This is a genomic window from Eisenbergiella porci (genome assembly GCF_009696275.1).
GTDB lineage: Bacteria > Bacillota > Clostridia > Lachnospirales > Lachnospiraceae > Eisenbergiella > Eisenbergiella porci.
On record NZ_VUMI01000006.1, the window covers coordinates 77,808 to 96,781 of the forward strand.

The 18,974-nt window shown below is 49.7% G+C and carries 14 protein-coding genes; 10 read left to right on the plus strand and 4 right to left on the minus strand.

The genetic code is table 11. From position 1 onward, the window contains the following. The first annotated feature begins 27 nt into the window (after positions 1-27). The 5 genes from pseC to FYJ45_RS05360 all read left to right on the plus strand — a co-directional run bounded on the left by pseC (position 28) and on the right by FYJ45_RS05360 (position 6,515). Positions 28-1,236 (plus strand): UDP-4-amino-4,6-dideoxy-N-acetyl-beta-L-altrosamine transaminase, encoded by a 1,209-nt coding sequence (pseC, locus tag FYJ45_RS05340; RefSeq protein WP_154463769.1) that lies wholly within the window; start codon positions 28-30, stop codon positions 1,234-1,236. Between the two features lie 66 nt (positions 1,237-1,302). After that, positions 1,303-2,760, plus strand: coding sequence for a glycosyltransferase family 39 protein (locus FYJ45_RS05345; protein ID WP_154463770.1), 1,458 nt, complete (start codon positions 1,303-1,305; stop codon positions 2,758-2,760). A gap of 17 nt (positions 2,761-2,777) precedes the next feature. Further along, positions 2,778-3,806, plus strand: coding sequence for a glycosyltransferase family 2 protein (locus tag FYJ45_RS05350; RefSeq protein ID WP_154463771.1), 1,029 nt, complete (start codon positions 2,778-2,780; stop codon positions 3,804-3,806). 63 nt (positions 3,807-3,869) lie between these two features. Further along, positions 3,870-5,126: an ATP-grasp domain-containing protein gene (locus FYJ45_RS05355; protein ID WP_195841671.1), complete on the plus strand. Its 1,257-nt coding sequence runs from the start codon at positions 3,870-3,872 to the stop codon at positions 5,124-5,126. 447 nt (positions 5,127-5,573) lie between these two features. Next, a complete protein-coding gene (locus tag FYJ45_RS05360) occupies positions 5,574-6,515 on the plus strand; it encodes an RpnC/YadD family protein (protein WP_154463773.1) in 942 nt (313 codons plus the stop codon). Between the two features lie 271 nt (positions 6,516-6,786). Here the strand turns inward: FYJ45_RS05360 and pseI are convergent, their stop codons facing one another. The 4 genes from pseI to pseG form a co-directional block, all read right to left on the minus strand. Continuing rightward, complete coding sequence (gene pseI / locus FYJ45_RS05365; RefSeq protein ID WP_154463774.1) at positions 6,787-7,842, minus strand: pseudaminic acid synthase; 1,056 nt, start codon at positions 7,840-7,842, stop codon at positions 6,787-6,789. Further along, positions 7,835-9,061 (minus strand): type III PLP-dependent enzyme domain-containing protein, encoded by a 1,227-nt coding sequence (locus tag FYJ45_RS05370; protein WP_154463775.1) that lies wholly within the window; start codon positions 9,059-9,061, stop codon positions 7,835-7,837. The genes pseI and FYJ45_RS05370 overlap by 8 nt, the downstream gene beginning before the upstream one ends. A gap of 61 nt (positions 9,062-9,122) precedes the next feature. Continuing rightward, positions 9,123-9,836 carry a pseudaminic acid cytidylyltransferase gene (gene pseF, locus FYJ45_RS05375; RefSeq protein WP_154463776.1) on the minus strand — a complete coding sequence of 238 codons (714 nt, stop codon included), beginning with the start codon at positions 9,834-9,836 and terminating at the stop codon, positions 9,123-9,125. Between the two features lie 300 nt (positions 9,837-10,136). Continuing rightward, on the minus strand, positions 10,137-11,201 hold the full coding sequence (pseG, locus tag FYJ45_RS05380; RefSeq protein ID WP_154463777.1) for a UDP-2,4-diacetamido-2,4,6-trideoxy-beta-L-altropyranose hydrolase: 1,065 nt from the start codon (positions 11,199-11,201) through the stop codon (positions 10,137-10,139). A gap of 257 nt (positions 11,202-11,458) precedes the next feature. Between pseG and FYJ45_RS05385 the strand changes: the two genes are divergently transcribed. The 5 genes from FYJ45_RS05385 (at position 11,459) to FYJ45_RS05405 (ending at position 18,942) form a co-directional block, all read left to right on the plus strand. Next, on the plus strand, positions 11,459-13,120 hold the full coding sequence (locus FYJ45_RS05385) for a DUF6311 domain-containing protein (RefSeq protein ID WP_154463778.1): 1,662 nt from the start codon (positions 11,459-11,461) through the stop codon (positions 13,118-13,120). A 27-nt stretch (positions 13,121-13,147) separates the two neighbouring features. Continuing rightward, positions 13,148-14,734 (plus strand): glucosyltransferase domain-containing protein, encoded by a 1,587-nt coding sequence (locus FYJ45_RS05390; RefSeq protein ID WP_154463779.1) that lies wholly within the window; start codon positions 13,148-13,150, stop codon positions 14,732-14,734. Positions 14,735-14,942: 208 nt separating this feature from the next. After that, positions 14,943-16,016 carry a glycosyltransferase family 52 gene (locus tag FYJ45_RS05395; RefSeq protein ID WP_154463780.1) on the plus strand — a complete coding sequence of 358 codons (1,074 nt, stop codon included), beginning with the start codon at positions 14,943-14,945 and terminating at the stop codon, positions 16,014-16,016. A 9-nt stretch (positions 16,017-16,025) separates the two neighbouring features. After that, positions 16,026-17,777, plus strand: a complete 1,752-nt coding sequence (locus FYJ45_RS05400; RefSeq protein ID WP_154463781.1) for an ABC transporter ATP-binding protein — start codon at positions 16,026-16,028, stop codon at positions 17,775-17,777. Next, entirely contained in the window at positions 17,761-18,942 is a 1,182-nt protein-coding gene (locus FYJ45_RS05405; RefSeq protein WP_154463782.1) for an acyltransferase, read from the plus strand. The genes FYJ45_RS05400 and FYJ45_RS05405 overlap by 17 nt, the downstream gene beginning before the upstream one ends. Positions 18,943-18,974: the final 32 nt, after the last annotated feature.

Genomic DNA, 18,974 nt, shown 5'->3' on the forward strand with positions numbered 1-18,974 from the left:
GGCCAGGCTCTGGGAAAGGACAATTTTATGGAAGAAAAAATATGGGGGCTTCCGGCGGCGGCAGGCGGATCGCCGGTCAGGGAGACAAAAATATATTACGGACATCAGTATTTGGACGAGGCAGATTATCAGGCGGTTTTGGACGTGCTCAAAAGCGACGCCCTCACCTGCGGTCCCAAAATCGGAGAGCTGGAGGAACGGCTTTGCAGTATTACGGGGGCGAAGCATGCCGTATCGGTATCTAACGGCACAGCGGCTCTACATATCGCCTGTCTTGCTGCGGGAGTGGGCCCGGGGGATGAGGTGATAACCACGCCTATCACCTTTGCGGCTTCCGCAAACTGCGCCCTGTACTGCGGCGCAAGACCTGTATTTGCCGATATCGATGACAAAACCTACAATATAGATCCGAAAAGCGTGGAGCAATGCGTGACGGAAAAAACGAAAGCGGTGGTTGCCGTGGATTATACCGGCCAGTCAACGGATTTGAAGGCTCTGCGGAAAATCTGCGACAAATATGGACTGATTTTAATTACGGACGGCGCCCATTCCATTGGCACCTGTTATGACGGGAAGGCTACCGGCTCGATTGCGGATATGACCACCTTCAGTTTCCATCCGGTGAAAACCGTAACTGCAGGAGAGGGCGGCGCCGTAATGACAAACAGCGACGAACTGTATAAAAAGCTGGTACTGTTCGGAAGACACGGCATTACCAGAAATCCGGACTGGATGGAAAACACACCGGAAGGGCCATGGTATTATGAGCAGATCGAGCTTGGCTATAATTACCGTATGACGGATATCCAGGCGGCTTTGCTGCTCAGCCAGCTGGACAAGCTGGAGATGTTCAAGGCCCGCAGGAAGGAAATCGTGAAGTGCTATAACGAAGCCTTTTCACAGATGCCACAGATTACGGTGCAGGAGGAAATCCCGGAATCCGATACTACAAGGCATCTGTATATCCTGAGAATCAGGCCGGAAGCGCTGACCATAGACAGAAAGGGATTTTTCGAGGCGCTGGCGGCGGAAAATATCTGCTGCAATGTGCACTATATCCCCACCTATTATTTTCCATATTATCAGAAACTTGGATATCAAAAGGGGCTGTGCCCGAAGGCGGAAAAGCTGTATGAGGAAATCATCAGCCTGCCTCTTTACTATGGAATGAGCGATGCGGACGTGGAGGATGTGATTAAGGCGGTTGGAAAAATAGCTTCCTATTATGCAAAATAGAGAGAAAAAGCCAGCCGCTGCATCCTGATGATAACAGGATGAGTCTGACAGGCCGGAGGAGAGTATATGCAGACAGAGGTGAAAAAAAAGAGTTGGCATCTGCCGAATGGAAAGCAGAAAGGAATATTAATCTGGGGCAGCGTAATATTTTTTACACTGCTGTATTTGTCCCTGATTTTTAATAACAATGTATGGACGGATGAAATTTTCAGTATGAATCTGTTCAAGGCGGGCTTCGGAGAAATCGTATTGGAAACGGCAAAGGATGTGCATCCGCCGCTGTATTATTTCCTGGGACGTTTGTTCCGGCTTCTGTTCGGGGAAAGCCTGCAGGTACAGAAGGTACTGACGCTGATTCCCATGAGCCTGACGCTTGTTCTGGGAGCGACGAAGGTGAGAAAATATTTCGGAGACAGAACCTCTTTTCTGTTTATCATCCTGCTTGGCTGCATTCCCTGCTCCATGGTTTATGCGGTCCAGGTGCGTATGTATTCCTGGGCTCTTTTCTGTGTTACGGCCTGCGGGCTGGCAGCCTGGGAAATCTACGTGAATGACAGATGGAGCTGTTGGATCTGGCTTACCGTAACGGCTGTGGCGGCGGCCTATCTGCATTATTTTGCATTTGCATCCGTTATCATTATTAACGGACTGCTGTTCCTGGCGCTGCTTTTTTCCAGGGAAAAAAGAAAGAAGCTTGGGAAATGGGTGCTGTTTTCGCTGCTTATGACGGTGCTTTACCTGCCCTGGATGCCTTATTTTTACGAACAGGTAACCAGGGTGGAGGCCGGTTACTGGATACCGCCCATCACCGGGGAAACGGTGTGGAGCTACTTTTTATGGGCGTTCGGACTGGCTCCGGTGCCGCAGACTACCTATGTCTTTCTTTTGATTTCCCTGCTGGCGGGAATCAGCTGCCTGGTTTCTGTGAAAAAGGGCGGAGAGGATGGAAAAGCCGGTGTATTCGCCCTGCTTTGTATGGCCGTGCCCACGCTGACGGCGGGCGGCGGCATTTTGCTTTCCCTGCTGAAGCAGCCGATTTACAGAGATCAGTACGTGTTCCCGGCCATGGGCCTGTTCTGCCTGTTTACAGCCATTGGCTGCCGGCGGTTCCGTAAGGAAATCGCTGCTTTGTTTCTTGTATTTTTCTTGGCTGTGGGGGCGATTTCCTACAGAGATAATTACCGGGCGGAATATAAGGCCACGCTGACCGCCCAGACAGAGGAGTTTTTCTCGGAAAACCTGGGCGAACGGGACCTGGTGGTATATAATTACCAGGCGTATTATTTTAACTATAAATACTATTTCCCTGAGGAACGCCTTTTCTATGTCAGGGATGTGGATTTGTCCCGGGATTTTGACCGGATCTGGTTTTTGGATACGGAAATGGAGTGGGACTTTGTGCCGGATCAAATCATTCCCTATCAACTGCAGATAGAATATGTGGGACACTATGGGATAGAGGATAACGAGTTTGATTTATATCAGGTGACCAAAGGGGCGGCGCCGGAGGCCGGGGAACCGTAAAGAGAGGAAAACTGAGAATGAAGCTGAGTGTTATCGTGCCTGTTTATAATACGGCGGCAGACGGAAAACTGGAATACTGCCTGAATTCCCTGGTGGGACAGACGCTGCAGGACATGGAAATCATCGCAGTGGATGACTGCTCCACGGATCAGTCCTGGGACATCCTTCAGCAGTTTGAAAAAAAATACCCCGGCCGCTTCCGGGCGGTCCATTCCGAGGTAAACCGAAAACAGGGGGGCGCCAAAAACATAGGCCTTACCCTGGCATCGGGGGAATGGATCGGCTTTATCGACAGCGACGACTGGATTACACCGGATATGTACGAAAAAATGCTGGCCCGCGCAGAAGAAACAGGCGCGGACATGGTGGGCTGCGACTACTGCCTGACACAGGAACACAGCATGAAAACAGGACAGGTGGTCCATAACAACAGCCCGGAGCAGGCCGGAAGCCTGGATCATGACAAATATGCCTCCCTGATACTGGACAGCGGCAGCCTTGTCGTGAAAATATACAGACGTGATATTATCCTCGGCTGTGAAAGCCGCTTCCCGGAAGGAATTTTCTACGAGGATAACGCGCTGGGAAACACCTGGATGCTACGGGCAAAGCACTTTGCATACATGCCGGAGCCCATGTACTACTATTACCAGCACGAGGCCTCCACCGTTCATACCATCACCCGCAAAAGATGCGAGGACAGGATGGAAGCCGGCAGAATCATGATAGCGGAGGCAAAGCGGTACGGCTACCTTGAGGAATACTACAAGGAACTGGAATGCAGCTTTTCTGTCCTTTTCTACGTGAATACCCTGTTCACCTATATGTTCGGCGTAAAAAAGAAGGAGCTTTCCTTCGTAAAAGCGTTGGGCGATGAAATGCGCAGCACCTTCCCGGATTTCCAGGAAAATCCCTATTATCAAAAACGTTTTAATGAGGAGGAGAAAAAACTGGTGCGCATGCAGCAAAAATCCTCCCTGTTCTTCATGATATATTTCAGCCTGCTCTGGACCTACAGAAATTTCAGAAAAAGATTAAAGCCATAAAGAACCGAGAAATTACGAAACATATAAAACATGCAATACGGGAAACCGGCGGAGGAGAAGCAGATGAAAGCAGCATTGATAGGCGCAGGAGAGGAATCCCTGCATACCATCCAAAAAGCACAGGAGCTGGGCGTCTACGTAACAGCCCTTGACGGCAATCCGGAGGCGGAAGGACTGAAAGCGGCAGATGAAGGACTTGCCATAGACATTTCGGATGAAAAGGCCGTACTGGACGCCCTGCAAGACAGAAAGCCGGATTTCCTGATCACCGGCCCTATCGGCAGATACCTGACCACGGCAGGCGCGGTAAATGACGCCCTGGGACTTGCCGGCATCAGCAGGCAGGCCGCCGAATACTGCACAGACAAATACCTGTTTCACAAAAAACTCCAGGAAAAGAAACTGAGGAACTGCCGCTGCTTTCTCATATCCGCAGAAGCAGCCCCGGCGCAAACAGGGGATCTTGCCAGAGATTTCAGTACCCTCCAATACCCCGCAATCCTCAAGCCAAGATACGGCTCAGGAAGCAGGGGCATCTTCTTCCTGAATAATCCCCGGGAACTGGAACACGCCCTTACCTGCATCTTCCCCGAAAACCAGGACACAGCAGCCCCTGCAGAAGACTACGTCCTGGAGGAAGCCGCGCCGGGCGTGGAATACGGCGTGGACGCCTGCATGGACAAGGACCGCTTCCGCATGATATTGCTGCGCAAAAAACTCATCACCCCACCCCCCGCCAGACAAGCCGTAGGCTACCTGAGCATATCCCCCCAGGAAGATGAAACACAACGCCTCCTCTGGGAAAGAGCAACCGCCTACCTGACGGAAACCACGGCCCTGCTGGGCCTAAAAGACTGCCTCCTCCACGCAGACCTCATGATCACCGAAAACAGTATTTTCGCCATCGAACTGTCAGCCAGGCCCTCCGGCCACAACCTCCACAACCTCTTCACCCCCCTGGCCACAGGCATCGACATGGCGGAACAATACATCAGAAGCCAATGCAACATGGACTACGCCTACAAGCCCGCAAAAACAGAAAAACTCCTGATTCACTACTTCAACCTGGAACAATGCCGCATCAAAACAATCCCCCAGGCCTCCCAACTCCGCCTCCCGCAAGGAATCACCCTCAAAGCCTGGAACTGCCGCATAACTCCCGGAGACTACATGCAGAAAGTAACCACCGGCCACTCCCTCATGGGAAGAGGCTACTTCATCCTCCAGTCCGCCCCGCTCCGCCCCTCTGCTTCCGAAACCACAGAAACCAACCTCATAAACGCCGCCGACCACATCCTCACCCAATTCGAAACAGAGTAACCCACCCGGGAAAACATAAGGGGGTGTCACGGATGCTTATGAAGTTTTGGAGCAGTTTCTTAAAGTATCCCAGGAAAGCTTTCCCCCTAAGATACGGCAGCTGTCTGAGGAGCCTGCGACGAGTTCCTGCCGTATCAGGGACGCCAAAGCTATCCTGGGATACTTTTAGAAACCGCCCAAAACTGAGTAGCATCCGTGACACCCCCTCACAGCCGCCCCCCCGCCCTCCAAAGCCCTCTCCCCAACGCCCCCACCGGATACCAGGACAGCAGGCCCCCTTCGGGACCGCCCCCGCCGGAAGGATGTGGATTTATTTACTTTATCTTGCTATGTTCCATACTTTCTTTTATAATATTCTTATAGAAATCCCTTTTGATATTTATTATGATTTGGTTTGCAGAAGCGATTTTTTCTTGAAAAATACAATATTCAAGGAGAGCAATTGCCATGCAGACAAAAGAAGCAGCACTGACCCCAAAACCCCAGAAACAGTATAAGGACCGCCTGTTCCGATTGTTATTTTCGGAGCGCAGTGACCTGCTGGAGCTGTATAACGCATTATGCCAAAAATGCTATACTGATCCGGACGCCCTGGAGATCACCACCTTCGATGATGTGATTTATATGGGGATGAAGAACGATATTTCCTTCCTTCTGGACGGAAGAATGGGGTTATTTGAACATCAGAGTACCTTAAATCCCAATATGCCGCTGCGGGGACTGTTTTACTTTTCCGATTTGTATAAACGTTTTTTCCATGACAGAATGATTTATTCCACAAGGCTGCTGCGGATTCCCACGCCGGTATATGTTATTTTTTACAATGGGGAGAGCAGGATGCCGGATACATCGGTTTTGAAGCTGTCGGATGCATTTATGCAGGGAGAGGATATGGCCTGTCTGGAAGTGCGTGTCCGTATGCTGAATATCAATGCGGGGCACAATACGGAATTGATGGGACGGTGCAGGAGGCTGGAGGAATACGCTGTTTTCATTGAACGCGTCAGGGAGAAACTGAGGGCTATGGAGCCTGCCGCGGCGATCCGGGCGGCAATGGAACAGTGTATTGAGGAAGGGATCCTTGCCGAATTTTTAAGCCGGAGGAGGGCTGAGGTTATGAATGCACTTTTAACGGAATATGACGAAGAAAAGGTTATGAAGAGCCTGAGCGGGGAATTTTACGAGGATGGATATGAAGCCGGTAAGGAAGACGGCAGAAAAGCCGGTTTGACGGAGGGTATCCGTATTTTTGTGGTGGATAATCTGGAGGAGGGAGTCGGCAAGGACAGGATTATCAGTAAGATAGAAAAAAGGTTCTCTCTGTCAAAGAAGCAGGCGGAAGAGTATTTCGCAGAGTTCTCGGAGAACTTTGTGAAAAATTACCTTTGAATGGAACGGGAAGAATAAATATAAAATAATTACAGCGTGTGGCAGGACTGCGTAAATCCAGTTGAAGGCCGCACGCTTTTTTGTGTCCGGAAACGGACCGAAATCCCCGGAAGTGTGGAGGATTAGGCAGTTTTCTGCCACAGATTTTTCTTGCGGTATAATAACTGCCAAAAATCAGACAGGGCCTCCGTTTTCTGCGTAAGACCCTGTTGGCATAATGCGCCCGCAGGGCGTTTTAGGGAAATTTGGATTATAAAATTTCGTTTCGGCTTTAATCCGTAATCAGGTTCCAGGCAAGGGGAGTACCCCTGCTGATATCGCGCGCTGCGTGCTGCCCGAGAATCTGTTCATAATACATGGTATGCAGGCCGTTTCCGGGACGGATGGAACGGACATTTTCCGGAGTCAGGGCCTCGCCTTTTGCAATATTCTTAACGGCAAAAAGAGAACGGGAGCCTTCATGCTCAATTTCCTGTTTTTCCGTTAAATGGAAATCAGAGCTGCCCAGGGCTTTTTCCATGATGCGGATATTTTTCACCATTTCGGCAAATTCTTCCGGTTCCATGGAGAATGCGCCGTCGGGGCCGCCGTCGCTGCGGCGCAGCGTCAGATGCTTTTCCACCATTTTTATGCCGAGAGCAATGGAGCCGGATGCCACCGCGGTTCCCATGCTGTGATCAGACAGGCCCATAACGCAGTCAAACATATTGCCCAGCGTTGGAATCATGTTCAGGTTAATATCTTCATAGGGCGTGGGATAGGAAGAAACACATTTCATCAGAACCACATTTTCGTTTCCTTCTTCCCTGCAGACGCGGAGCGCGCGTTCAATATCCTCCAGATGAGCGATGCCCGTGGCAAAAATCACAGGCTTATGCAGGCGGGCGATTTTGCGTATCAGGGGAATGTCGTTGATTTCGTAGGAAGCCAGCTTATAGGCGGGCATATTCATGGATTCCATAAAATCAACAGCCGTAAAATCAAAGGGAGAGGAGAAGCATTCCATTCCCAGGCGGTTCGCCTCTTCCATCAGCTTCGGCTGCCAATCCCAGGGAGTGTAAGCCTCTTCGTAAAGTTTATAAAGGGTGGTGCCGTCCCAGATAGTTCCCTGTGTTATCTGAAAACAGGATGACTCGCTGTCCAGGGTGATGGTTTCAGGCCTGTAGGTTTGAAGCTTCACGGCATCGGCGCCGGCCTCTTTGGCGGCATGGATGATTTCCACCGCCCGGCCGTAATCCTGCAGGTGATTGGCGGACATCTCCGCCACGATAAAAACGGGAGCGTTATTTCCCACGGAGTGGGAACCTATGGTAAACTCTTTATTCATGGAAATCCCTTTCTTCGGTATAATTTTTCTGCATAAATTCATCCACGTCCCACTGGTCACGGGCTTTAAAAAGCGTGCCGTCACGGTGTTCCACATAAACGGGAGGGAAATAATTGATGAAGAGCGGATTCAAACACATGGTATAGCCGCCGGCGGTGTCGTATACCACCTTATCCCCGGGCTTCATGGCCGGACCGTTCTTGATTTCAAAAAGACGGTCATACTCCATACAGGTAAAGCCGGTGACCCATTGGCTTTTTATTACGGGCCTTTTTTCAGGCTCATCCACATAAACCATATGGTGGGGATAAACATGTCTGGTGACAAGCGGGTTCAGGTTTGTACGGCTGCCGTCAGTGATGAGGAAGGAATGGTTACGGATTTCCTTCACATCTTTTACGGAGGTGACGAATGTCGTAGCCCTGGAGATCAGGGATACGCCGGGTTCAGCGATCAGCGTGGTACATGCGGGATCGAATTTTCTGCGCAGCTCCTTACAGATGGCGTAAAAATAATCCCGGTAATCCGGCTTGTCCTCCCGCCCCCCGAAATAACCGCCTCCCATATCCACATAGGAAAGCTCCAGATTATATTCCTCCGCTATCCTTACGGCCATACTGGCCAGCGCGGCATAGACGGAAACGGTGCGGGACTGGGTGGAGGAATGCAGGTGCAGACCGGCGACTTTGACATTGGGGAGCCTGTTTATGCGGGAAATAACTTCCTCCAGCCTTCCGTTTTCATAACAGTAGCCAAAGCGGCCGCCTTCTTCCTCCACCAGTACCTCCTCCGGACAAAGGGCGGCGATATCACAGTTTACACGTACGCCAACAGAAAAATTACGCTGAGGGTAAGCTGCGCTTAATTCCTCCAGCCATATGGGTTCTTCAGTGGAATCTATGTTGATATATCCGCCGTCAAGAAGAATGGAGTTAAAAATTTCTTTTTCTTTAATCGGCCCGTTATAAATCATATGGGCATTGTCAAAGCCAAGCTTTTTGACCAGGCGGTATTCCGTGTCGGACACGATTTCTGCAAAAAAGCCCTGTCCCTTCATATATTGAAGCAGCCAGGGGAGGGAATTGGTTTTTACGGAATAGCCCACGAGATGGTTCGGCCCCCAGTTTTTGGAGAGGGCTTCCTTCAGGATGGCTGCATCCGTATCCAGGCCGGTTTCCCGGATGTAAAAATAGGGGGTCTGCAGTGTATCAGAATTCATTGGTTTTCCTTTCTTTCTGTCGCAGAGGTCAGCGGTGTCGATCCGTGTATCACTGATGGATTTACTTCAGGTTCTGCATTTTGCGGTATTTTAATTCGGCAATGGCCCAGTCTTCTTCGGTATCGATATCCTGTACTTCCATTTCCGGCATGATCATGGGGACGAGGTCGTCCACGTCCGTTGTGCTGTCACGGAAGAAGGCATCCGTACGGCAGGCGTAGAACTGTCCGCAGTCATGATACAATTTTTCCAGATCCTGAGAGCGGGCGGTGAGAAATTCCGGGTATTTGCGGCGGATTCGGCCATTCTCCAGAATAATGCCCCGCTGTGGCGGATAGGAAAACGCAACTACCGGCATGACGGATTCGGCCTGGTCAAGAAGTGCCATGGCATTTTTCAGTTTCTCCGCCGTCACAAAGGGGGCGGTGGGATAGATGCAGCAGAACCGGTCAAAGCGGGTGCCGCCGGCTTCATAGGTCCTCAGGACTTCGGCGATTACATCATCCGTGGAGGCATAATCATTTGCGGACTCTGCAGAACGCATGAAGGGGACTGCGGCCCCAAAGCTCCTGGAAATGGAAGCAATTGCCTCATCATCCGTGGAAACCATGACCTCATCAAAGACGCCTGACGAAAGCGCGGCTTCGATAGAATAGCTGATAATCGGTTTTCCGCAGAAGTCACGGATATTTTTATGGGGAATCCGCTTGCTGCCGCCTCTGGCGGTGATGATGGCAACGGATTTTTTTTGAGGTTGTATGGTGGCTTGATTCATGATGTTTATTTTACTCCTTTTTGAAGTATTTTAATCGATGAGGGTGTTTAAGCCTTGACCGATATAAGTCTGCAGGCAAACTAATGTGCACTGTACATTCGCACTAATATAACCAATATAAATCGAAAATGAATCGTAACTGTTCAGTACCCCTCACAGTTACTGCTAAAATCCATCCTAAATCGCCTTTGGCGATGGATTTTAGCACTCCTGAATCACTTTCTTACGGTCAGCGCAAAGCGCTGGCCTGCGCAGCTAAATGCGCTGACCTGCTGAACAGTTACAATGAATCTACATATATTATACATGCGAAGCCTCAGAACACAATAGCTTTTCCAACCCTTCCGCAATTCTTACGCTTCCATTTCCGTCAACCATTTTATGCATGGAATGTGCCAGGAAATATCTGTTATCATAACTGCTGCTCAGAGAAATAATGGCTTCCGCCAGCTTTTCTATAAAATCAGTCGCAGTCCTCACATCGCCAACATAAGGGATTCCGGCAAAACGTTCCATATCCCTGGCTCCGGTCAGCTGATTATCCGCCATAGTAAAGCTGACGGCCGGGACTCCTGCGGCACACAGTTCATATAATGTGGTTCCGGCCGCGGAAACGGCAAGATCACACCGGCATATCAATGCCGCCATATCTGAAACCTTTTCATAGAGCCTGATAGCTGGATTCCCATCTGCCAAAAGGTTCAGGGCGGCGCGGCCGGAATGCATGGGACCGGCCAATATATGATAGCATATTTCCTGTTCCCCGGGGAGGCAAAGAAGCCTGTTTATGAGACGTTCCGCCACGCCACAGGGGTCGGTGCCCCCGGTAGAAATAAGAATGTCCTTCGCTTGCGGCCTTACTTCCGGATGAAGGCCGCGGAACTGTTTCCTGAGGGGAGTATAAGACAGCCCCAACAGTTTGTAAGGGCAGTTTCTGTAAAAATCCGCCGGAGGGGCGGCATCATAGTTTATAATCAGATCCACCGGATAATCAAAGGAATAGATATCGTCAATATAAGCAGTTTTCGCCGCCTTATGAAGCCCCTCCAGATATGGCGGGGTAACAAAATAGGAATCTATCAGCACACAGCCGATATTATTTTCAAATACGGCAGTGAAAAGCCTGTCCAGTTCAGCGGCAGGATTGCGGTAGTCCGTATCCAGACATATCACGGGAAAATTTTCTCCCCCAGCCATAAAAGAACGGAGCAGCTGTCCGCTGTTGTGATCAGCGACCGCAAAAAGAACAGGAAGATTCCGTTCCTTCAATGCTTGCGCAACAGACAGGCAGCGCATCAGATGCCCCGTTGCAATTTCCTGATTACCGTCTGCCCGGATAAGAATTCCCTTTTTCCCAGTCTCCATTTAACAGTCTCCCAAAAACGGATATTAAATTATCCTCTTTTATTTTCTTTTATTATTATACCTGCTGGAATAAATCCGGTAAAGGAAAAAGTAACAGTTCGGCCGAAGACTGAACTGTTACAGGAAAAAAGAGAAGACTTGTTTTTTATTTGCCTGCAATCCCGAAAAGTGCTATACTTGCATCAGTTAACGGCACATGATACTTTACCACGTTGAAGTGCATGGAAAGCCGGAAACAGGGAGGTATAAAGGATACTGTGCAGGCCGGTTTAAATTATTGGAAAAAGAACAATGTGTTGATACTTGGCACATTGGTTGGAATTGTTACGTTTATCTGTATATTTGGGGTTCATGTACTGAATGTCACCTACACGGACTGGCTCCTGGGTGGCGGGGATCTGACTCAAAATTATCTGGGCTGGTGCCTTTTCAGGAACAGTGACTGGTTTTTCCCTTTTGGGCTGATGGATAATGCATCTTATCCTAATGCGGTATCCGTTATCTTTACGGATTCCGTGCCTCTGTTTGCCGTATTTTTTAAAATATTCAAGGCGGTTCTGCCGGATAGATTCCAGTATTTTGGTATCTGGGTCATGCTTTGTATGGGCGCCCAAGGCGCTTTTGGGGCGCTTCTGATTTATCATTATGTAAAAAAGAAAGCGGAAGCAGTTGTGGGCAGCCTTCTTTTTGTAATTACGCCTGCGATGCTGGGGCAGATGTCCCTGAACCTGGCGCTGGGCGCTCAGTGGCTGGTGTTGTGTTCTCTGTATCTGGGAATCCGCAGAATGGAAATGAGCGAAAAAAGGTTTGAGCTTGCCTGGGGAATTGCCGGGTTTTTGACGGGAAGTATACAGATGTATTTTATTCCCATGTGCGGTTTTGTCCTTCTCAGCTTTCTGCTTTCCGATCTGCTGCGGAGAAAAAAAATCAGGCAGGATGTCCTTGCACTGCTGGCATACCTGGGAGCTGCGGTTGGAGTTGTAGCATTGCTGGGAGGTTTTTCACACAATCATATGCCGGATACGTCTCAGTTCGGACAGTCCAGCTTTAATCTGAATGGCCTGTGGAATCCGCAGGGGTGGTCTCAGTATCTGTCGGATCTTCCGGTTTACGGCGCAAATCCCTCAGAAGGGCTGGCCTTCCCTGGTACCGGAATTGTACTTACACTGATTGCGGCGGCCGCAGCCTGTCTGATACATACCATTTATAAGGTATTTATAAAAAAAGAAAAAAAGCTGACTCATCTTCGTTTTGACTGGGGCGAAAACGGTGTTGCATTTCTGATACTGGCAATGATTTCTCTTTCTGTGGCTCTTTCCCCTCAGGCCGCCTGTGGAAGCAGTCTGATCTGGAACTATGAGCTTCCGGCCTGGCTATCCTCTCTGTGGCAGAGAATCAGCTGCTGCGGCAGGTTTATCTGGCCGGTGCTGTACCTGATAATTCTTGGCAGCGTTGTATGGATGGAGAAGGAAATGCCATGGGAAACCATGGCGGCAGTTCTTCTGGTGATTTTTGCCGTCCTGCAGATTGCCGACGGAAAATGGCAGCTGATGCAGCGGCAGGTGCAGTTTGGAACCGAGTTTGCTTACGACAGCCGCCTGGAGGATGAAAAGTGGGATATGTGGGCCCGGGAGGGTGATAATAAGCATATGGTTTTTGTGGGCCTGGATGACGAGGATTTATTGAATGACCTGAGCGCATATGCGGCTGAAAATGGTATGACGATTAATTATTTTAATGCCGCCTGCCAGACGATAAGGACAAAGGCAGTGGAGGATTTGGTGGAGTCGCTGATTAATCCGCGGGAGGATACGATGTATATTTATAAGGCGGCTGATGAGGGGAACTGTATTGATACACGCATGGAGTATGATGCGGTGGATGGGGTAATTGTGGGGATGGTGAAGAAACAGGGTTAGTTTTGACGGGAAAGGATAAAAACAGCTATGAATGAAAATAGAGATACCTTTAAAGAAATATTATTAAAAATCCCCTTCCATATCAGGTGCTGCCTGGTTTCCGGAATCCTGTGGGGAATTATAACTCATGCCTATATGCTGACCAATAAGCTGCCGAACTGGGATGACATCAATAATGTGGGCGGGTATGCAGTCGGCTCGGAATTCGGCAGATGGTTTTTGAAATATGTCAATCCGCTGGATGGGATTTGGAGCGTACCCTGGCTGAGTGGGATTTTCTCCATCGTCCTGATTTCCGCTGCCGCCTGCTTTGTCCTTTCCACGCTGCATCTTAGAAGTACAACCTCCGCGGTCCTGATTCCGCTGATGATGCTGTCCTTCCCCAGCATGTGCAGCCTGTTTACCTTCATGTTTACCGCGGACTGCTATGCCGTAGGCATATTGCTGGCCTGTGCGGGTGCGTGGCTGATTAGGAAATACCGCTTCGGTTTCCTGCCAGGGATAGTCTGCCTGGTTCTGAGCATGGGAATCTATCAGGCATATCTGTGCCTGGCGCTGGGCATTCTGGTAATGGGGCTTTTTCTGGATATGCTTGAGGAAAACAGCCGGACCGCCGATGTTTTCCGAAGGGGAGTGAAGGCCTTTGTCGTGGCCTGCATTTCCGTCGTTATCTATACGATTGTTTCCAGAATCGTATATCCCCAGCTGGATGCCTATAACGGCCTGGATCAGATGGGGAAAATTGATTTAATCCGTCTTCCCAGGCTGATACTTCGTTCCTACAAATGGGTGGTGCAGTATTTTATTCTGAAGCCCTTTTCCTTTGTGACTGCGGCCGCCTGGGCGCTGAATGTGGCTTCCTGCCTTCTTACGGCTGGCCTGGTTATCGCCTTTTTTATAAGAAAAAAAATATATAAAGATTCAGGCAGCGCCATCCTGTACATTTTTCTTGCCATGATGGTGCCCCTGGCTATGGGTTCTATCATTATTATGGCGCCGGATGCCAGCATAAGCATGCTGATGCTTTACCAATACCATATCCTGTATACCTTTCTTGCCGCCCTTCTGGAAAAAAGCCAGGATACCCAGTCCGGCCTGTTCCTGGCGGATGCGGGAAAGGTGAGGGCAGGCAGGATACTGGGCTATGTGGTTGCGGCAGTTCTTCTGCTGGTGGGCTACCAGAATTTTGTTGTGACAAACCAGGCCTATTTCCGGATGGGAATTGCCTATGAAAGATCCTATGCATATTACAACCGTATCATGGAAAGGATTGAAGCCACAGCAGGCTATCAGCCGGGCGACCCCTTTGCGCTGATAGGGGAATATGGCCTGAGCGAGACGCCTGATCTGCTGGGCAGCTATTCCATGGATGGTGACAGGTTTACGGATTTATCCGGCGTGGCGAAGGAAACCGGGCTCCTTACCAGCGGCGTACGTTATAATTTTATGAAGACCTATATTGGCGTGGAAATGCCGGAGGTAAGCGAGGAAGCTGTCGAGGCCATTAAGGAGACAAAGGAATATCAGGAAATGCCTGCTTATCCGGCGGACGGCTGCGTGAAACAGATAGAGGGTGTATGGGTTGTTAAAACCTGTGAGGAAACAAAAGGGTAAATTTGGTAACAGTTCAGGAAGGTTTGTGCATTCACTGCACAAACCGTGAGAAAACGTGGTGGCAGCAGGCATCCGCCCCTCGCCGAAGGCGAGTTATAATGGGCGGATGCGGTAATAGTTCGGCCGAAGGCTGAACTGTTACTAAATTTGCTTTTTGAAGGTAATGTATGGTAAAATATAATGATATTTTTTTATAAGGAGCAGCGGCATGAATGAGAGAATCTATGTCTGCCACACTTTTTATCATGTATATATTGCCTGTCTGAAGGAATTAAACCTGCCCGGAGACAGAAGGGGACAGGCCTGCCTGGTGCTGAGTACGATGTCCAATGATTTTGGGAATCTGAAGGCCAGGGCGGAGCGTTCCGGTCTTTTCCGGCAGGTTTTTGTTTTTGAGGAAAAGGAGGAGGGCTTTTTTCCTGTTTTGAAAAAGTACCATACGGATCGAGGGAACCTGGTACTGAACATGCTGGCAAGAATCCGTTTCTGCAAGCTTTTGGGGAAACTTCAGGAGCCTTTTGTGCCGGTGGATTTCAGGGCTTATAAGGACATTTATGTATTCTGTGATTCTGATCCGATAGGATATTATTTAAGCTGGAAGAAAATCAGGTATCATGCCATGGAGGACGGGCTGGACTGTATCCGCTATTATGATACGGCCAGATATGATAACAGAGGACATTTCAGGCTGAAGGCCTTTCTCGCCTCCCTGAACCTGATTTTCATACAGAACGGCTGGGGAAAATACTGTATCGATATGGAAGTGAATGATATTTCCGTTTTGGAGTATCCCTGCCCCAAATATGTGGAATGCTCCAGGGAAAAGCTGACACAGCGGCTGACGGCAGAGGATAAGAGCTGCCTGCTGGGAATTTTCCTGGAGGACAGGGAACGGCTGGTAAAACAGCTGACGGAAGGGAAGAATCATGAAAATAAAATTCTGATACTGACCGAGCCGCTTTGTGATTTGGAAACGAGAGAACGGATCTTCCGTGATATTATAGAGCTTTACGGAAAAGGAATGCAGATCATTTTAAAGCCCCATCCCAGAGACCTGCTGGATTATGAAAAATGTTTTCCGGGCTGCGTGGTGTTATCTGGGAAGTTTCCTATGGAAATGATGAATTTTCTTCCGGATATCCATGTGAAAAAGGTGATCTCCGTATTCACCGTGCCCGCCTCCATCGGTTTTGCAGAGGAAACCGTCTTTCTGGGGGAGGATTTCATGGACAAATACGAAGCGCCGGAAATTCACCGGCAGAATGAGCAGATAAAGGATTAAGGTATTGCGATGAGAAAAATCATAAAGAAAATGAACATCCTTCTGGATGGAAAACAGAAGGCCAAGATGGGGGGGATTGTGGTGCTGATGATTATCGGCGCCCTTCTTGAGGCCTGCAGCATCGGCCTGGTCATCCCTGTGATCACCACGCTCCTGGATCCGGCGGCTGTGACCGGGGATGGGTATCTGGGAGATATCTACCGTTTCCTCGGCATGGAGAGCACCGGGCAGTTTACCATAATCATGCTGCTGGCCATTATCGCAGCATTTGTGTTAAAAAATATTTTTCTTTATTTTCAGAATGTAATTCAGCTGCGCTTTGTATACACGAATCAGTTTGCCACCTCCCGTAAGATGATGATTAATTTTATGGAGCGTCCCTATGAATATTATCTGAACGCGGACACTTCCGTGATCCAGCGAAGCATCACCTCGGATGTGAACAATATGTATGGTCTGATCCTTTCCTCGCTGCAGCTGACCAGTGAAATTATCATGTTTGTTGTCCTTATCGTGGTGCTGATGACTCAGGACCCGGTGATGATTCTTACCATTGCCGCGCTGCTTGTGGTGGTGCTTCTTATCATTAAGGGGATTCTCAAGCCCATTATGATCAGGGCGGGAGAGGAAAACCAGGAATATTACAGCGGCCTGTATAAATGGATTGACCAGTCCGTTATGGGAATCAAGGAAATCAAAATTGCCAATAAGGAAAATTATTTTATCAACGAATATTCCAAGTGCGGCTCGGGCTACGTGGGGGCGGTGCAGAAATATAATATCTATAACGCAACCCCCCGCCTGCTGATAGAAACGGTATGTATTGCAGGGCTGGTGTTGTATTTGATCCTGCAGATTGCGGCGGGAAAGGATGTTACCCAGATGCTGAGCCAGATCGGCGTTTTTGCAGTGGCGGCCATGCGTCTTCTGCCAAGCGCCAACCGCATTAATAACTATCTCACCTCAATTTCCTACTTTGAGCCCTTTTTCATGGGGGTAAGCGACAACCTGCAGCAGGATATCAATGACGGGAACGTGAATTATGACGAGCAGAATTACCGCAGGAAAAAGGAGGTTCCCAAGCTTCCTGTCCTGTCGAAAATAGAACTGCAGGATATTGTTTATAAATATCCCAACTCGGAGGCTCTGATTTTTGATCACGCACAGATGGAAATTCCCGTGGGCTGCTCCGTGGGCGTGGTAGGCACCTCGGGCGCCGGAAAGACGACGATCATTGACATCCTTCTGGGTCTTTTGGATATCCAGGAGGGCAGGATCCTGGCTGACGGCGTGGAAGTGAGGGAACACTATGAGGAGTGGCTGAAAAATATCGGCTATATTCCTCAAACCATTTTCATGATTGATGCATCTATCAGAAAGAATGTTGCTTTCGGCGTGCCGGATGAGGATATTGATGATGCCAAGGTATGGCAGGCGCTGAAGGAAGCGCAGCTGGATGAATTTGTGAGAGGGCTTCCGGAGGGGCTGGATACGGGAATCGGGGAGCGGGGAATCCGTCTTTCCGGCGGTCAGAGGCAGCGTATCGGTATTGCCAGGGCATTGTTTGAGGATCCTGAGGTACTGGTGCTGGATGAAGCCACCTCTGCGCTGGATAATGAGACGGAAGCGGCGATTATGGACTCCATCAACCGCCTCCATGGCAGGAAAACCCTCATTATTATAGCGCATCGTCTGCAGACGATTGAAAAATGCGATATGGTTTACCGGGTGGAAAACGGACAGATTGGCAGGGAGAGATAAAGTTATCGATCAGGGCGGAAAGGAGAAAGCGGTGGCAGCAGGGAAAAAGAGACAGGCTAATTTTGAATTACTGCGTATGACAGCCATGCTCATGGTGGTTGCCATGCATTTCCTTTCCCATACGGGCGGGCTTCCCGAAGCGGGGCAGATGCCGGGGGCAAGAGGTACGGCGGCGGTTCTTGCGGAGTCCTTCTGTATTGTTGCGGTCAATGTTTATGTCCTTATCAGCGGCTACTTTTTATCGGAAAGCGGCTTTTCTCTGAAGCGGCTTCTCAGGCTGCTGTTCCAGGTGCTCTTTTATACACTGCTGATTCCTCCCGTGCTGGTGCTCGCCGGGGTACTGCCTGCCGGGGAGGCTTTTCAGATATACCATATCTGGCAGTGCCTGTTTCCGGTGCAGGCGGGGCATTACTGGTTTGTGACTGCTTATGTGGTCATGTATCTGTTTTCCCCGGTGCTGAATGCGGCGGCGGGGGCCATGACGCAGAAGCAGCTGCGGATTACGCTCATGGGACTGCTGGTTTATTTCAGCCTTGGGAAAAGCGTGAGCATCCTTTTATTTTCATCAGACCGGTACGGCTACGATTTCGGCTGGTTCATTTTCCTTTATCTGACGGCGGCCTATATACGGAGGTACGGAATCCGTTTTTTTCAGGAAAAAAAGAGAGGTGCGCTTGTCTATTTCGGCTCCTGCGCGGCCGTGGCGGGAATTACCCTGGCTGCGCTTGTGGTATGTGCAAGGACCGGGGCGCTGGAATATTATGTAACGGTGCCCTTTCACTATAATTTCATTTTCTGCCTTACCGGGGCGTTGGGGCTGTTCATGGCCTTTGGCAGTCTGCGCATCCGTTCGGAAAAACTGGAACGCTGTATTTGCCGTCTGTCGCCGGGAATGTTCGGCGTATACCTGATCCATGAGCACATGGATATCAGCGCAAGGTGGACCGGCTGGATTATCGGAACGCCGTCGGAGCATCTGGGCGGTTATCTGATGCAGATGACGGAGAGCGTACTGCTTGTGTTCCTTCTTGCAGCGGCAATTGACCTGCTTCGGGGCAAATGCTTTTTGCTTGCGGAGCACCTGCTTGCAAAGACCTCCTTCGGGAAAAAATGCGGGGAAGCCATCCGCCGCATTGATGACAGCATGGGAAGGCAGAAAGGGTGATTCACAGTAACAGGATTGATATGGGGATAGAA

Excerpts from the sequence above, each read along its gene's own strand:
- FYJ45_RS05360 (WP_154463773.1), top strand. The coding sequence starts at position 5,574 with ATGCAGACAAAAGAAGCAGCACTGACCCCAAAACCCCAGAAACAGTAT.
- FYJ45_RS05370 (WP_154463775.1), bottom strand. The coding sequence starts at position 9,061 with ATGAATTCTGATACACTGCAGACCCCCTATTTTTACATCCGGGAAACC.
- FYJ45_RS05395 (WP_154463780.1), top strand. The coding sequence starts at position 14,943 with ATGAATGAGAGAATCTATGTCTGCCACACTTTTTATCATGTATATATT.
- FYJ45_RS05400 (WP_154463781.1), top strand. The coding sequence starts at position 16,026 with ATGAGAAAAATCATAAAGAAAATGAACATCCTTCTGGATGGAAAACAG.
- FYJ45_RS05350 (WP_154463771.1), top strand. The coding sequence starts at position 2,778 with ATGAAGCTGAGTGTTATCGTGCCTGTTTATAATACGGCGGCAGACGGA.
- pseF (WP_154463776.1), bottom strand. The coding sequence starts at position 9,836 with ATGAATCAAGCCACCATACAACCTCAAAAAAAATCCGTTGCCATCATC.
- FYJ45_RS05345 (WP_154463770.1), top strand. The coding sequence starts at position 1,303 with ATGCAGACAGAGGTGAAAAAAAAGAGTTGGCATCTGCCGAATGGAAAG.
- pseI (WP_154463774.1), bottom strand. The coding sequence starts at position 7,842 with ATGAATAAAGAGTTTACCATAGGTTCCCACTCCGTGGGAAATAACGCT.
- pseC (WP_154463769.1), top strand. The coding sequence starts at position 28 with ATGGAAGAAAAAATATGGGGGCTTCCGGCGGCGGCAGGCGGATCGCCG.
- pseG (WP_154463777.1), bottom strand. The coding sequence starts at position 11,201 with ATGGAGACTGGGAAAAAGGGAATTCTTATCCGGGCAGACGGTAATCAG.
- FYJ45_RS05390 (WP_154463779.1), top strand. The coding sequence starts at position 13,148 with ATGAATGAAAATAGAGATACCTTTAAAGAAATATTATTAAAAATCCCC.
- FYJ45_RS05355 (WP_195841671.1), top strand. The coding sequence starts at position 3,870 with ATGAAAGCAGCATTGATAGGCGCAGGAGAGGAATCCCTGCATACCATC.